Below are 13,191 nucleotides of genomic sequence, written 5' to 3' on the forward strand. Positions count from 1 at the left end.
TCAAGGGTCAGTCCAGCAGCTGCAGATACTTCTGCAGCTGGTCGGCACGCGCGCTCAGGCGCATCACATCGTTCAGCTCGCCCTGCAGGTTGCCGGGCTGCGAATCGTCGTACAGCGCGGTATCCAGTTCGCCATCGCGGCTGCGCGACTGCAGCCACGCGCGCTGGGCATTCACCAGCTTGGTCTTTTTTGCGCCACTCAGCTTTGCCTGCAGCTGGCGGTAGGCCTGGTTCAGGCGCTGGTCCTGGCGTGCGCTTTCCGAGGTCAGGCAGGCGGCCTGCTCGATCGCACCCTGTGCCTTGTCACGGCAGGTGGTGAAGGCCGGGCTCAGCCCGGTGGCAGCCGGTGCTGCGGTTGCCGTGCCGATGGCCAGTACGGCAACCGCCAGCGCGGTGGCGAGGGTCCTGCTCAAACGCTTGTGCTGCATCATCTGCTCCACACGTCCAATCCATTGCGAGCGACGGACTATAACGGCGTCAATATTTCGTCGTCGTCAACGAATCGCGACAACTGTGACCGGTTGCCCGTCATTGTGGGGTGGCGCCGCCCGGCCTGCGGACCGCCCTCGGGCCCGGGCGCCCCAGCGCTGTCCGGGCGCCAGCCGCCGCCATTCAGCCGAGCGGTGTAAACTATTGATCTCACTGGCAATGCCAGTCTCCACGATCAACACCCCGATGACGTCCGCCACCGCCCGTTACGCTGATTCCCTGCGCCTGTCCGTTGCCCCGATGATGGACTGGACCGACCGCCATTGCCGCGTGTTCCATCGCGTGCTGGCGCCGGGTGCACGCCTGTACACGGAGATGGTGCACGCCAACGCGGTCATCCACGGCGACCGCGAGCGCCTGCTCGGCTTCGACCGCAGCGAACAGCCGCTGGCGCTGCAGCTGGGCGGCAGCGATCCTGCCCTGCTGGCGCAGGCTGCGCGCATTGCCGCCGAGTGGGGATACGACGAGGTCAACCTCAACTGCGGCTGCCCGTCCGACCGCGTGCAGGCCGGGCGTTTCGGCGCCTGCCTGATGCGCGAGCCGGTACTGGTGGCCGAGTGCGTGGCGGCCATGGTCGATGCGGTCGACATCCCGGTAACGGTGAAGTGCCGCCTGGGCGTGGACGAGGACAACGACTACGACGTGTTTGCCAGCTTCGTCGACCGCCAGGTCGCCGCTGGTGCGGCGATGGTGGTGGTGCATGCGCGCAACGCGTGGCTGAAGGGCCTGTCGCCGAAGGAGAACCGCGAGGTTCCGCCGCTGAAGTACGACTGGGCCTACCGCCTGAAGCAGGAGCGCCCGGCACTGCCGGTGGTGATCAACGGTGGCCTGGCCAGCATCGAGGCGGTACAGGCGCAGGCCGCGCACGTCGATGGCGTGATGCTGGGCCGGGCGGCCTATCACGACCCCTATCTGCTGCATCAGCTGGAGGCGCTGCACACCGGCGCCCCGCCACAGGCACGTGGTGACCTGCTGCGCGCGATGCGCCCCTACATCGAGGCGCGGCTGGGCGAAGGCCTGGCGCTGAAGCACATCACCCGCCACCTGCTCGGCCTGTTCCATGGCCAGCCCGGTGGTCGCGCATTTCGCCAGGTGCTGAGCGAGGGCGCACACCGCCCGGGCGCCGGCTGGAGCCTGATCGAACAGGCCTTGGCGGTCACCGAACGCGAAGCTGATCGCGCCGCAGCGTGACGTCGGTCACGGTCCTGACTTGACAAGGGGCGGCGATTCGTCCCGAATGTTCACCTAGATGAACGACGCGAGCGCAGGGCCGGAAAAGTTCAGACCGGATTCACTGCCCCAAACCAAGAATTTGCAAAGGATTTGTAAAGCGCCGGGTCCCGAACCCGGCTCCCGGATTTACGACTTTTGAACGAATCGCCGTGCTCGGCTAGGATCGCATCGATGTCTTCCGCTCCCTTCCATCGCCGCATTGCCCTGGCCACCTGCGTGGTGCTGGCGGCTGCGCCGCTGTCTTCGGCGCTGGCGCAACAGCCGCCGCGTGGCGATCAGGGGCGCGCGGAGATGATGGAGCGGGGCGAGCGCGGTGGCCGTGGCGACGAGCGCTCGCTGTCCGATGCCGTGCGCCGCGTGCAGCGCACCACCGGCGGCCACATCCTCGGCGCCGAGCGCGTGCCGTTCGATGGGCGTGACATCAACCGGGTGAAGTACATGGACGACCGGGGCCGGGTCCGCTACATGGACGACCCCGCACCGTCGCGTTCACAGCCGCGCACGCCGCGGTCGGATATGTCATCACTACGCGGCGATAACCCCTGAACAGGGATAGTTGTCGCTATCAACCCGTACCCCACAGGCCTCCGGGCCACACCCAGGACACTAGGGAGAGTTCATGCGTATCCTTCTGGTCGAAGACGAAGCCCCGCTGCGTGAGACCCTGGCAGCCCGGCTCAAGCGCGAAGGCTTTGCCGTCGATGCTGCGCAGGACGGCGAGGAAGGCCTCTACATGGGGCGCGAAGTTCCGTTCGATGTCGGCATCATCGACCTCGGCCTGCCCAAGATGTCGGGCATGGAGCTGATCAAGGCCCTGCGTGACGAAGGCAAGAAGTTCCCGGTGCTGATCCTGACCGCGCGTTCGAGCTGGCAGGACAAGGTCGAAGGCCTGAAGCAGGGCGCCGACGACTACCTGGTCAAGCCGTTCCACGTCGAAGAGCTGCTGGCCCGCGTCAACGCGCTGCTGCGCCGCGCTGCCGGCTGGAGCAAGCCGACCCTGGAATGCGGCCCGGTCGCCCTGGACCTGGCTGCGCAGACCGTCAGCGTGGCCGGCAGCAATGTCGACCTGACCAGCTACGAATACAAGGTGCTGGAGTACCTGATGATGCACGCCGGTGAACTGGTCTCCAAGGCCGACCTCACCGAGCACATCTACCAGCAGGACTTCGACCGCGACTCGAACGTGCTGGAAGTGTTCATCGGCCGCCTGCGCAAGAAGCTGGACCCGGATGGCGAACTGAAGCCGATCGAGACCGTGCGCGGCCGCGGCTACCGTTTCGCGATTCCGCGCAACGAGGGCTGAGCCGGCTCAGCCTGGCGAGACCATGATGTCCGGCCGTCTGTGGTTCTTCCGACGCTGGCGGCCGCGCTCCCTGCAGGCGCGCCAGATGCTTGCCGCGTCCGTGGGCCTGGTCGCGTTCCTGGCCCTGGCCGGTTACGCACTCGACGCCGCCTTCGCCGATACGGCGAAGGCGAACCTGCGTGAGCGCCTGAAGAACTACGCCACCGCGTACGCGGCCGGCATCGACTTCACCCGCGACCGCTCGCTGTACATCCGCGAGCAGCCGCCGGATTCGCGCTTCGACGTGCCGGGCAGTGGCCTGTACCTGCAGGTAGTGATGCCGCACGGCAAGGGCAATTCGATGTCCGCCGAAGGCCCGATGCTGCCCACCGTCGGCGGCGGCCTGCTGGCGCCACGCCAGGAAGTGTTCGAAGGCCCGCTGCCGATGATCCAGATCGACGGCAGCCAGGGCTCGGTGTACCGCTATGGCCTGGGCCTGGTGTGGGACGCCGACGCCGACCCGGCCACCGAATTCCCGTACACCATCTATGTGATGGAAGACTCGCGCGCGCTGGGTGCGCAGCTGCGCGTGTTCCGCGGCCGTGTCTGGTTCTACCTGGGCGGCATCGGCCTGATCCTGCTGCTGCTGCAGACCGTCATCCTGCAGTGGAGCCTGCGTCCGCTGCGTCGGGTGATCACCGAGCTGACCAAGGTGCAGCGCGGCGAGACCGAGCGCATGAGCGAGCGCCACCCGCGCGAGCTGGAACCGCTGACCGACAGCATCAACGCCTTCATTGAAAGCGAGCGCGAGAACCTCGAGCGTCAGCGCAATACCCTGGCCGACCTGGCACACAGCCTGAAGACGCCCATTGCGGTGCTGCGCACGCAGATGGACAGCGGCGCGGGCGATGGCGCGCTGCGCGAGGAGCTGGACGTGCAGCTGCAGCGCATGAACAACCTGGTTTCGTACCAGCTGGCACGTGCTGCGTCGTCGGGCCACAAGCTGTTCTCCGCGCCGCTGCCGATCGAGTCCAACGCTGAGGAAATCGTACGTGGCCTGGAGAAGGTCTACGCCTCCAAGGGCGTGCTGTGCGAGTTCGACATCGATCCGGCCGCGCGCTTCCACGGCGAACCGGGCGACCTGCAGGAACTGCTCGGCAACCTGCTGGAAAACGCCTTCAAATGGGCCAACCGCCGCGTGCTGCTGACCGCGCAGCCGCTGCCTGCACCGAACGCGCGCCGCGCAGGCCTGCTGCTGGCGGTGGACGACGATGGCCCGGGCATTGCCCCGGACGACATCGGCAAGGTGCTGCAGCGTGGCGTGCGTGGCGACGAGCGCGTGCAGGGCCACGGCATCGGCCTGTCGATCGTGCAGGACCTGATCAAGGATTACCGCGGCGAACTGGCCGTCGGCCGTTCCAGCGAACTGGGCGGCGCCCGTTTCGAAGTGCGTTTGCCGCCGGGGCCGTAAACCTTCGCAATCGGTAGTGCCGGCCGCTGGCCGGCACCCTCATGATCTTCGGTGGCATTGCCAGGTTGCCGGCCAGCGGCCGGCACTACCGTGTTTCGATCTTTGGCGGCTCGCCGTAGAACCGCCGCAGCTGCGCGGCGACCTCCGGCAACGCCTGCTGCAGCAGATCCGGTGCCGAGAAGTGATACTCGCTGGCCACCGCGAAGAACTCTTCCGGCGCCTCGGCCGCGTACGGGTCGATCAACGTCTCCTCGCCGGCATCCACCTGCGCGCAGAAGGCGTCGTAGGAACGCTGGAAGGTGGCTGCCCACTCGCGCTGCCACTCGCGCGGCAGTGGCGGCGTGCCGTCCATCGCGCCATCCAGCGCATCCAGCTTGTGCACCATCTCGTGCACCGCCACGCAGTAGCCCTCGTGCGGCGTCGCCAGGTCGGCCTGCACATCGGCCCACGACAGGATCAACGGACCGCTGTCCCACGACTCGCCAATCAGTTCGTCATCCCACTCATGCAGTACGCCGGCCGCATCCATGTGGCTGCGATGTACGCGGAATGCATCGGGGTAGACGATCAGCTGCGACCAGCCTTCCAGACCCACCTTGCCGAACTCCAGCAGCGGCAGGCAGCACAGTGCCGCCAGCAGCACGCCATCGCCGGCATGCAGCTGCAGCTCGCTGATCGGGGTAATGGTCTTCTCGTGCAGGAAGCGCGTGGCCAGCAGGCGCAATCGCGCGCGGCGTTCGTCGTCCAGACCGTGCAGCCAGGCGGCGCGGCGGCAGGCCTCATTCCACAGTACATCGTCGATCGGCCGCGGCGCAGGCCGCAGCCACTGCAGCAGCGACTTGATCAGCGGAACATTCCCGGCAGGTAGCTGTGCCACTTCGGTGCGCGGATGCGCTGCAGCACGTCGTCATCGCTGCCACCGCCGCCCGTGCTGGTGTTGGCTGCCGGGCGGACCGGTGCCGGCTTGGTGGTGGCGGCCGAAGCGGTCGCGGTCGGTGCACGCTGCGAAGCGGCATCGCCGTTGGAGGACACGCAGGCGCCGCGGCTGTCGTCCAGCGCTGCCGTCGCAGACGCCGCGAAGGGCATCGTCAGCAGGATCAGGCAATGGGCATAACGGCGCATTGACGACATCCACGTTAAGGGAAGGTGAGTTCCCGATTCTAGCCCGAACCCGGCGCCCCGTTGGAAGCCCCCGCGGAACCCAGCGTGGCGGGCGCCGCTGGCGGCTTTCCCGCATAATTCCTTCCTGACTTCGTGGAAGCTGCCGTGGACGACCGCCAATTGCTGGCCAAACTCGCTGCCGGTCGCCTCTCCGGCGACGCCCTGGCCCGTGAGCTGGGCCAGACCCGGGCGGCCATTTGGAAGCGTATTCAAGGACTTAGAGCCGCCGGTGTAGACATCGAGGGCCGCGCTGGCGAGGGCTATGGCCTGACCCGCCCGGTCGACCTGCTGGACCCGGATGCGATCCGTGCCGGCCTGCCTGTCGGCGTCCAAGCCCTGCTGCACGACCTGCAGGTCGCCTGGACAGTGGACTCTACCAACGCCGAATTGCTGCGTTGCAGCGCGCCCCAGCGCGGGGTGAGCGTCCTGCTGGCCGAGCGCCAGACCGGCGGCCGCGGCCGTCGCGGCCGTACGTGGGCGTCGCCGCTGGCCGCGCATGTCTACCTTTCGGTGCTGCGGCTGTTTTCCGGTGGCCTCGGTCGCCTGGCCGGGCTGAGCCTGGTGGCCGGCATCGCCGTGGCCGAAGCGCTGCACGACCTGGGCTTCACCCAGGCGCAGCTGAAGTGGCCGAACGACCTGCTGGTCGATGGCCGCAAGCTGGTCGGCCTGCTCGCAGAAGGCGGTGGCGAATACGCCGGCCCGGCGCGCGCGGTGATTGGCATCGGCATCAACACGCACATGCCGCCGTCCTTCGCCGAGCAGATCACCCAGCCGTGGGTGGACCTGGACACGCTGGCCGGCAAGCCGGTGGACCGCAACGTGGTGGTTGCTGCCGTGCTGGCGCGCCTGCTGCCGGCACTGGAAGAATTCGATCGCGAAGGCCTCGCTCCCTTCCTGCCGCGCTACGCCGCGTTCGACATGCTGGCCGGTCGCGAAGTACGGGTGGAACTGGAAGGACAGTGGCAGCATGGCACCGCACTCGGCCTGGCTGATGACGGCGCCTTGCGCGTGCGCATCGATGGCCGCGAGCGCCTGCTGCACGCCGGCGAAGTCAGCGTGAGGGCGGCATGAGCGATTGGTTGTTCGACCTCGGCAACTCGCGCTTCAAGTTCGCGCCGTTGCAGGGTGACCGTGCCGGTGACGTGCAGGCCTGGGCGCATGGCGCCGAAGGCATGGCCGGACAGCCGCCGCACAGCCTGCCCAGCGGCACCACCGCGTTCGTGGCCAGCGTGGCCGCACCGTCGCTGACCAGCGCCATGCTGGACCAGCTGCAGCGTCGCTTCGAGCACGTGCACGTGGTGCGTACCAGCGCCGAATGCGCCGGTGTGCGCATTGCCTATGCCAAGCCCGAAAAATTCGGCGTCGACCGCTTCCTGGCCCTGCTGGCTGCGGCCAAGGCGCAGCGCCCGGTGCTGGTGGTCGGGGTAGGCACCGCACTGACGATCGATCTGCTCGACGCCGACGGCCAGCACCACGGTGGCCGCATTTCCGCATCGCCCACCACCATGCGCGAAGCACTGCATGCCCGCGCGGTGCAGCTGCCGGCTACCGGCGGTGACTACAGCGAATTCGCCAACGACACCGCCGACGCGCTCGCCTCCGGCTGCGATGGTGCGGCCGTGGCACTGATCGAACGCAGCGCACAGCAGGCGCACACGCTGCTGGGCGTTGCGCCCTCGCTGCTGGTGCATGGTGGCGGCGCACCGGCGCTGATGCCGTTGCTGCCTGGCGCCGACTACCACCCCTCGCTGGTGCTGGATGGCCTCGCCCGCTGGGCGGTGCACCAGCCCGCAGGCTAGTATCCGCGCATGCTGACCCGTGCCCTGATCGTCGTACTGGCCATCCTCAATCTTGGCGTCGCCTGCTGGTGGCTGCTGCGCGATGCACCGCAGAAGCCTGCGCCGCCGCCGCAACCCGCCGGCGTGGCCGAGCTGCGCTGGGTGCCCGGTGGCGTGGATGCCGCGGCGGCCGCCGAAGCCACGGCCGCCGCGCCGACCGCGCCGTTGATGGAGCGCGAACCGGCGGAGAAGACGGCCGTGGCTGTAACGCCGGCGCTCGCCGCCCCGGCCAAGCCGGAGATTGCCAAGCCGCAGGCGGCTGAGGCTACGCCGGTTGCTGCCGCTGCCAAGCCGGCAACACCGCCTGCACCGACCCCGGCGCCGGAAAAGCCCGTAACCCCGCCCGTGGCTGCCGAACCGCCGCGCTGCATCGCGCTGGGCCCGTTCGCCGACCGCGCCGCCGCGACCAATGCGCAAGGCAAGGCCAGCACGCTGCTCAGCCAGGTGCGCCTGCGCGAACAGCCCGCTGCCAGCGGCAGTGCCCGTTACCGGGTGATGCTGCCGGCCGCCGCCAACCGCGAAGAAGCCCAGGCCACCGTGAAACGCATCGTCGCCGCTGGCCTGAGCGACTACTACATCATCAGCCAAGGCGAGGAGGCCAACGCCGTGGCGCTGGGCCAGTACCGCAACCGCGAAGGCGCCGAGCGGCGCATGGCGGCGGTGCAGGCCGCCGGCTTCCAGCCGCGCCTTGTCGCCAGCGGCGACGCCGGCCAGTGGTGGCTGGAAGGGCAGCTGGCGGCAGGCACGCAGCCGGCCCAGGCCCAGCAGCGCAGCGGGGCGGCACAGAGCCGGTCGCTGGAATGCACGCGGTTGCGCTAGAATCCCCGGACCGCGGCGCTGCCGCCGGTGATCCACCCATGCCGCTTTAGCTCAGTTGGTAGAGCAACTGTCTTGTAAACAGTAGGTCATCCGTTCGATTCGGATAAGCGGCACCAATGGGCATCTGCCAATCTCTTTTTGCAGCGGCTGCGCGTTGGCCAGTCGGGCGCCGATCCCGCCCCCCCTCCTTCCTTCTCCGCTGTTCTCCCTCGCGGCGTGTGATGCGTCGCTCTGCACTTCCCTGCGCGCGATCCTGATTGTTGAACCTGATTGTTGAAAGTATGTAGCCAGTAGGCTACATTTCTCCATGAAGATCCAGCGTACCCGTCAGTTCGCGACATGGATTGACGCTCTCAAGGACGTAACCGCACGCGCTCGCATCCTGGCCCGTATCGGTCGGCTCGCTGAAGGCCATCCTGGTGATCACCGCTATCTGGCGGATGGCGTTTCTGAATTGCGTATCGATGCAGGACCCGGTTACCGCGTGTACTACACCCAGCGGGGCAGGCAGTTGGTGATTCTTCTGGTCGGAGGCGACAAGGGTTCGCAACAGCGCGATATAGAGAAGGCCAAGGAGATTGCGCGTGCCCTGCGAGCATCGAACTGGTTGTAGGCGAAACGACTCAATACCGAAGTACTGGAGCTGTCCCATCATGGCTATCAAGAAGAAAGTTGAACTCGAAGCATTTGATGTGGCCGAACACCTTCATACACCGAAGGAAATGGCGGCCTATCTCGATGCATGCATCGAAGAAAGCGACGGCGATTCGGCATTCATCGCCAAGGCGCTGGGCGATATCGCGCGTGCCCAAGGGATGAGCAAGGTCGCACGTGCGGCGGGCCTGTCGCGGGAGAGTCTGTATCGTGCCCTGTCTGGCGAGCGCAGCCCTGATTTCTCGACCATCCTGAAGGTGACTCGTGCCCTGGGTGTGCGCCTGCATGCCAGCGCTGCATGAGCGTACGTGCGGACCTTGATGCGTTGGCACGTCGCTGGACGTAAAGCGCACGGAAAAGCATGAAAAAACCGCCTTTCGGCGGTTTTTTCGTCCCAAGCCGGTGAGTCAACTCAATGACGCGGCAAAGGAGGAGTCGTTTGGCCATTCTGGCTCGAAGCAGCTTGTGTGCCACGCTGCGCATTGATGCCTCACGCGTCTGCCGTTGCCAGATCAAGGCATTCGGCGCGAACAGGTTCAATCAAACCGGATGATGCGGATCAACCCTTTGTTGATGATCCGTCTCCGAAGGCGGCCAACGTGCCACAAGTGAACACCTCCTTCGCACCTTCGTAATTGATGAATGAGATTGTGCAATTCGCCCGCGTTCCAGGACGGATCCGGGCGATGGCTCTGTCATTCAGCACGAAGCTGTACCACATGAGTTCAGGGCTTATGGACAGCGCCATGGGGCGCGCGGTGGAGGCGATCATCTCGGCAACAGCGCCGCCGCGCGAATCCACTTCGTCCAGCCGCAGCTCAACGAGGACAGGTTTCAGGTTTGGGTAGGGTGTGCTCATTCCAGCAGCGGGTCTGCCTGATTCGTTCGTCGGGGTTGCGGCGTGTTGAATCTGTGCGTTGGAGACGCCAATGTTCCGCATTATTGAGCCCCGCCCACCTGCAACGCCACATACTCCGCCAGCCCCCGACAGGCCAGCATCAGCCCTTCGCGCGTGCCATCGCCGATATCGTCCTTCTCTTCCCCGTCCACGCGCACGCGCTCTGCGGCGTGATACGGCTCCAACAACGACACCAGGCCGACTGCGGCGCGATCCCGGCGTGCGGCGGCCACGGCCTGGCCGGGTGTGCTGGCGGGCCCCGTCCACGGCTGTCCGTCGGCGGCATCACCGGCGCGGATGCGCTGCAGGCATCCGGGCAGGTTGATCGGCGCAGGGGCCTCGTTGGCGGCGGCGAAAGCGGCTTCCAACGGCTGCGCCAGTTCGGGCGGCAGGCGCAGGGCAGCCTCGCCCAGGGTGGCGGTCAGGTACGGGTGATGGGCCTTGGGCATGCGGGCATCCTCGTCGGGAACAGAGGTGCCACCCGAGGAGGGTGGCGGGCGATGCGTGGCTTCCAAGACCGGGTCAACGAATCGGCGGGCACGAGGCCCCCACGCACCGCCCGCCGTCGATCGGCTAACGGATTGCCAGCCGGCGCCGTACTTGGGAGGACGACGCCGGCTGGCAAGCGTATACATCGTTGACAACACGGGCTTGGAAGTCCCGGCCACCCTCGCAGGTGGCGATTCATCATGCGCACGTGAAATCACCGCCTGCCAGTCGTTTGTTTCGATGGCATCGGGTGATCTGAAAGGAAAAATGAATTATCGCGTTTGGCCCGTTTCGAGCATTGCAATGCCAGAAGCGACATTTCGCGCGGGGCTGCAACCAACGATGAATCCTGGTGCGTCATTGCTGTCGCAGGGCCTTTCATGGCCCAGGAAGTAAAGCTGGCTTAACTTCCCCGGCAGGGCTTCCAGAACACCTTACCAGACATGAATCCCCACGCGCGCTACCCGGAAATTGATATTCCTCACGGACAGCCCGCAGCGCTCCACCGCATACTGCCGCCACACGCCCATCCTGGGCCCCTTCGGGATCCGCACATGCGTCGCCATGCCCTGTCGCTCACCGTCGCACTGGTATCCACCGCCTTCGTGGTCCCAGCCATGGCCGCGGTACCGTTCTTCAACGCCAGCTGCCCGGGCGGCATCGATGTGCACGCCGACGAAGGCGGTCCGGTCTACGTGCAAGGCCGCGAGACGGCGTTGAAACGTTTCAACGACCGCTATTTCGAAGCACGCGATGCCAACAGCGGCATCACCCTGTCGATCAGCCGCAACGATGACGGCTCGCCGCAGGTCAGCTACACCGGCCGAGGCGGCGCCACTGGCATCTGCCAGGTCAGCAGCCGTGGTGCGCCCGCGCCCGCCACAAACAGCGCCCGCCCTGGCGACGCTGCCACCGGGGATGCCGCGCTACCGCGCGAAGTCACTTGCGAATCCACCGGCCAGCAGCAGGTGTCGTGCGATCTGAATACCCGTGGCAATGTGGAGATCGTGCGCCAGCTCAGCCGCACCCGCTGCGAGGAAGGCAAGAACTGGGGCCTGTCGCGGCACTCGGTGTGGGTCAATGGCGGCTGCCGCGCGGTGTTCCGCAATGTGTCTTCGGTGACCACCCCGGCGCCGTCAGGCGATACCGCACTGGGGGCCTGCAATGTGCGCAAGGGCGCGCAGGGCGCCCTGGTCACCCAGATGCCGGTGGGCAGCGATTACCAGGAACTGATCATCGATTATCCCGACGGCCGCTTCCTGTGCATGATGCGCAACAACGGCCAGGTGCAGAGCCTGACGCCGGTTCGCCGCCGCGGACGCTGAGCGCGCAGCGGGTTGGGGCAGGCTTCAGCCGCAGGACTTATACAGCAACACCCACGCCAGCATCAGGGTGAACATGCCAACGAAGGTCAGGCCGAACCATAGCGCCGCCAGCTTCACGTTGCCGATCAATGCCGTCGCCACACGGGGCAGCTCGCTTTTCAGAATCGGGTGTTCGGCGTGTGCTTTGCGCAGACGCTGCCAACCCAACCCGAGGAATACCAGGGTCGAGAGCGGCACCAGCAGGAGCGTCGCCTGCATCAGCCAGCGGTACGGCGATGCATCGATCGAGCTGCTCAACAGAACCGCAAAAGCGGCGATGGGCAGCGCGCCCATGAAGAAGCGTGGCCAGGCGGTGTTGATGAAGGGCGACATCGCAATCTTCCATGAAAGGTGGTCGGGACCGCGCGGCATCATGCCATGCAATGGCCCTGCTGCACCGCCGCGAGTGGTGTCACACAGCTCTGGCTAGACTGTGCTTCTTTTTCCCCCGCAGGAGGCACCCATGGCCCATCCCATTTCCGTATCGCTGATTGGCGTTCCCACCGATGTGGGTGCGGGCCATCGCGGTGCACGGCTGGGGCCGGAAGCGCTGCGCGTGGCTGGGCTGCCGGAAGCGCTCGAGGCGCGCGGCGTGGATGTGCGCGACCAGGGCAACCTGGATGGTCCGCGCAATCCGTGGACCGCGCCGGTGGAAGGCTACCGCCACCTGGATGAAGTCGTGGCGTGGAACCATGCGCTGATGGAAGCCAGCTATGCCGAGCTGCAGGCCGGGCGCATGCCGATCATGCTCGGCGGCGACCACTGCCTGGGCATCGGTTCGATCACCGCCGTGGCGCGCTGGTGCCGCGAGCAGGGCAAGACCCTGCGCGTGCTGTGGCTGGATGCGCATTCGGACTTCAACACCAGCGATGTCACTCCATCGGGCAACATCCACGGCATGCCGGTGGCCTGCCTGTGCGGCCTCGGCCCGAAGGCGCTGACCCACCTCGGCGGCAGCGCACCGGCGATCACCCCCATCCAGGTGCACCAGATCGGCATCCGTTCGGTGGACCCGGAAGAGAAGCGCCTGATCAAGACCCACAAGGTGGATGTCTACGACATGCGCTACATCGACGAGAACGGCATGAAGCGCGCGGTCGAGGCAGCACTGGCGGGCATCGACGAGAACACCCACCTGCATGTCAGCTTCGATGTGGATTTCCTCGACCCGAGCATCGCACCGGGCGTCGGCACCACCGTGCCGGGCGGGGTGAACTACCGCGAGGCGCAGCTGGTGATGGAGATGATTGCCGACACCGGGCGCATGGGTTCGCTGGACATCGTCGAGCTCAACCCCTTGCTGGACAAGCAGAATGCCACCGCCGAACTGGCCGTGGACCTGGTCGAAAGCCTGTTCGGCAAGTCCACCCTGATGCGCGACTGAGCTCTCCGCCTGAACGGATCGATGATCCGTTCACACGCGCTCCACGCCCCTGCCGCCAGATTGCACATCACGCGGCGGCAGTGGCATTGGCTCCTTCCGCCGAGCGACCG

At 66.7% G+C, this 13,191-nt stretch carries 17 protein-coding genes and 1 tRNA gene; 12 read left to right on the forward strand and 6 right to left on the reverse strand.

The window, feature by feature from the left end; all coding sequences use genetic code 11:
- Positions 1 to 7 precede the first annotated feature (7 nt).
- Positions 8 to 427, reverse strand: coding sequence for a lysozyme inhibitor LprI family protein (locus AC5P5R_RS12725; RefSeq protein WP_217279065.1), 420 nt, complete (start codon positions 425 to 427; stop codon positions 8 to 10).
- Positions 428 to 647: 220 nt separating this feature from the next.
- On the opposite strand from AC5P5R_RS12725, the gene dusA reads away from it, so the two are divergent.
- The 4 genes from dusA (at position 648) to AC5P5R_RS12745 (ending at position 4,474) form a co-directional block, all read left to right on the forward strand.
- Complete coding sequence (gene dusA / locus AC5P5R_RS12730; protein ID WP_111189349.1) at positions 648 to 1,679, forward strand: tRNA dihydrouridine(20/20a) synthase DusA; 1,032 nt, start codon at positions 648 to 650, stop codon at positions 1,677 to 1,679.
- 213 nt (positions 1,680 to 1,892) lie between these two features.
- The gene (locus AC5P5R_RS12735) at positions 1,893 to 2,267 is read left to right on the forward strand and encodes a hypothetical protein (protein ID WP_005407693.1); all 375 of its coding nucleotides are present in this window, start codon (positions 1,893 to 1,895) and stop codon (positions 2,265 to 2,267) included.
- A 73-nt stretch (positions 2,268 to 2,340) separates the two neighbouring features.
- The gene (locus AC5P5R_RS12740) at positions 2,341 to 3,024 is read left to right on the forward strand and encodes a response regulator transcription factor (protein WP_004136763.1); all 684 of its coding nucleotides are present in this window, start codon (positions 2,341 to 2,343) and stop codon (positions 3,022 to 3,024) included.
- 25 nt (positions 3,025 to 3,049) lie between these two features.
- Positions 3,050 to 4,474, forward strand: coding sequence for an ATP-binding protein (locus AC5P5R_RS12745; protein WP_032953760.1), 1,425 nt, complete (start codon positions 3,050 to 3,052; stop codon positions 4,472 to 4,474).
- An 85-nt stretch (positions 4,475 to 4,559) separates the two neighbouring features.
- Here the strand turns inward: AC5P5R_RS12745 and AC5P5R_RS12750 are convergent, their stop codons facing one another.
- Together AC5P5R_RS12750 and AC5P5R_RS12755 are read right to left on the reverse strand one after the other, a co-directional pair.
- Positions 4,560 to 5,351 carry a M90 family metallopeptidase gene (locus AC5P5R_RS12750; RefSeq protein WP_164281618.1) on the reverse strand — a complete coding sequence of 264 codons (792 nt, stop codon included), beginning with the start codon at positions 5,349 to 5,351 and terminating at the stop codon, positions 4,560 to 4,562.
- The gene (locus AC5P5R_RS12755) at positions 5,318 to 5,596 is read right to left on the reverse strand and encodes a hypothetical protein (protein WP_005411956.1); all 279 of its coding nucleotides are present in this window, start codon (positions 5,594 to 5,596) and stop codon (positions 5,318 to 5,320) included. The genes AC5P5R_RS12750 and AC5P5R_RS12755 overlap by 34 nt, the downstream gene beginning before the upstream one ends.
- A gap of 144 nt (positions 5,597 to 5,740) precedes the next feature.
- Here AC5P5R_RS12755 and birA point away from each other — a divergent pair, with 144 nt between their 5' ends.
- From birA to AC5P5R_RS12785, 6 genes are all read left to right on the forward strand, one after another.
- The gene (gene birA / locus AC5P5R_RS12760) at positions 5,741 to 6,706 is read left to right on the forward strand and encodes a bifunctional biotin--[acetyl-CoA-carboxylase] ligase/biotin operon repressor BirA (RefSeq protein WP_100438270.1); all 966 of its coding nucleotides are present in this window, start codon (positions 5,741 to 5,743) and stop codon (positions 6,704 to 6,706) included.
- Positions 6,703 to 7,434 (forward strand): type III pantothenate kinase, encoded by a 732-nt coding sequence (locus AC5P5R_RS12765; RefSeq protein ID WP_005407698.1) that lies wholly within the window; start codon positions 6,703 to 6,705, stop codon positions 7,432 to 7,434. Before birA ends, AC5P5R_RS12765 begins: the two co-directional genes overlap by 4 nt.
- 9 nt (positions 7,435 to 7,443) lie before the next feature.
- Complete coding sequence (locus AC5P5R_RS12770) at positions 7,444 to 8,292, forward strand: SPOR domain-containing protein (protein WP_062606017.1); 849 nt, start codon at positions 7,444 to 7,446, stop codon at positions 8,290 to 8,292.
- 40 nt (positions 8,293 to 8,332) lie between these two features.
- Positions 8,333 to 8,408 (forward strand) — tRNA-Thr (locus AC5P5R_RS12775).
- A 191-nt stretch (positions 8,409 to 8,599) separates the two neighbouring features.
- Entirely contained in the window at positions 8,600 to 8,905 is a 306-nt protein-coding gene (locus AC5P5R_RS12780; protein WP_005407702.1) for a type II toxin-antitoxin system RelE/ParE family toxin, read from the forward strand.
- A gap of 40 nt (positions 8,906 to 8,945) precedes the next feature.
- Entirely contained in the window at positions 8,946 to 9,248 is a 303-nt protein-coding gene (locus tag AC5P5R_RS12785; protein ID WP_005407703.1) for an addiction module antidote protein, read from the forward strand.
- Positions 9,249 to 9,505: 257 nt separating this feature from the next.
- Here AC5P5R_RS12785 and AC5P5R_RS12790 read toward each other — a convergent pair whose 3' ends face one another.
- The gene (locus AC5P5R_RS12790) at positions 9,506 to 9,805 is read right to left on the reverse strand and encodes a hypothetical protein (RefSeq protein ID WP_005407704.1); all 300 of its coding nucleotides are present in this window, start codon (positions 9,803 to 9,805) and stop codon (positions 9,506 to 9,508) included.
- Positions 9,806 to 9,885: 80 nt separating this feature from the next.
- Positions 9,886 to 10,293, reverse strand: a complete 408-nt coding sequence (locus tag AC5P5R_RS12795) for a hypothetical protein (RefSeq protein ID WP_043035194.1) — start codon at positions 10,291 to 10,293, stop codon at positions 9,886 to 9,888.
- A 594-nt stretch (positions 10,294 to 10,887) separates the two neighbouring features.
- Between AC5P5R_RS12795 and AC5P5R_RS12800 the strand changes: the two genes are divergently transcribed.
- Positions 10,888 to 11,658 (forward strand): DUF3011 domain-containing protein, encoded by a 771-nt coding sequence (locus AC5P5R_RS12800; protein WP_005411960.1) that lies wholly within the window; start codon positions 10,888 to 10,890, stop codon positions 11,656 to 11,658.
- 24 nt (positions 11,659 to 11,682) lie between these two features.
- Here AC5P5R_RS12800 and AC5P5R_RS12805 read toward each other — a convergent pair whose 3' ends face one another.
- Positions 11,683 to 12,030: a hypothetical protein gene (locus tag AC5P5R_RS12805; RefSeq protein WP_005411961.1), complete on the reverse strand. Its 348-nt coding sequence runs from the start codon at positions 12,028 to 12,030 to the stop codon at positions 11,683 to 11,685.
- Between the two features lie 130 nt (positions 12,031 to 12,160).
- Between AC5P5R_RS12805 and rocF the strand changes: the two genes are divergently transcribed.
- Positions 12,161 to 13,081, forward strand: a complete 921-nt coding sequence (gene rocF / locus AC5P5R_RS12810; RefSeq protein WP_100438271.1) for an arginase — start codon at positions 12,161 to 12,163, stop codon at positions 13,079 to 13,081.
- Positions 13,082 to 13,191: the final 110 nt, after the last annotated feature.

The organism is Stenotrophomonas sp. YJH_SMC_19, from assembly GCF_059367915.1.

Excerpts from the sequence above, each read along its gene's own strand:
- AC5P5R_RS12800 (WP_005411960.1), top strand. The coding sequence starts at position 10,888 with ATGCGTCGCCATGCCCTGTCGCTCACCGTCGCACTGGTATCCACCGCC.
- AC5P5R_RS12740 (WP_004136763.1), top strand. The coding sequence starts at position 2,341 with ATGCGTATCCTTCTGGTCGAAGACGAAGCCCCGCTGCGTGAGACCCTG.
- AC5P5R_RS12805 (WP_005411961.1), bottom strand. The coding sequence starts at position 12,030 with ATGTCGCCCTTCATCAACACCGCCTGGCCACGCTTCTTCATGGGCGCG.
- AC5P5R_RS12795 (WP_043035194.1), bottom strand. The coding sequence starts at position 10,293 with ATGCCCAAGGCCCATCACCCGTACCTGACCGCCACCCTGGGCGAGGCT.
- AC5P5R_RS12745 (WP_032953760.1), top strand. The coding sequence starts at position 3,050 with ATGTCCGGCCGTCTGTGGTTCTTCCGACGCTGGCGGCCGCGCTCCCTG.
- AC5P5R_RS12780 (WP_005407702.1), top strand. The coding sequence starts at position 8,600 with ATGAAGATCCAGCGTACCCGTCAGTTCGCGACATGGATTGACGCTCTC.
- AC5P5R_RS12735 (WP_005407693.1), top strand. The coding sequence starts at position 1,893 with ATGTCTTCCGCTCCCTTCCATCGCCGCATTGCCCTGGCCACCTGCGTG.
- AC5P5R_RS12790 (WP_005407704.1), bottom strand. The coding sequence starts at position 9,805 with ATGAGCACACCCTACCCAAACCTGAAACCTGTCCTCGTTGAGCTGCGG.
- dusA (WP_111189349.1), top strand. The coding sequence starts at position 648 with ATGCCAGTCTCCACGATCAACACCCCGATGACGTCCGCCACCGCCCGT.
- AC5P5R_RS12725 (WP_217279065.1), bottom strand. The coding sequence starts at position 427 with ATGCAGCACAAGCGTTTGAGCAGGACCCTCGCCACCGCGCTGGCGGTT.
- rocF (WP_100438271.1), top strand. The coding sequence starts at position 12,161 with ATGGCCCATCCCATTTCCGTATCGCTGATTGGCGTTCCCACCGATGTG.
- AC5P5R_RS12755 (WP_005411956.1), bottom strand. The coding sequence starts at position 5,596 with ATGCGCCGTTATGCCCATTGCCTGATCCTGCTGACGATGCCCTTCGCG.
- AC5P5R_RS12770 (WP_062606017.1), top strand. The coding sequence starts at position 7,444 with ATGCTGACCCGTGCCCTGATCGTCGTACTGGCCATCCTCAATCTTGGC.
- AC5P5R_RS12785 (WP_005407703.1), top strand. The coding sequence starts at position 8,946 with ATGGCTATCAAGAAGAAAGTTGAACTCGAAGCATTTGATGTGGCCGAA.
- AC5P5R_RS12765 (WP_005407698.1), top strand. The coding sequence starts at position 6,703 with ATGAGCGATTGGTTGTTCGACCTCGGCAACTCGCGCTTCAAGTTCGCG.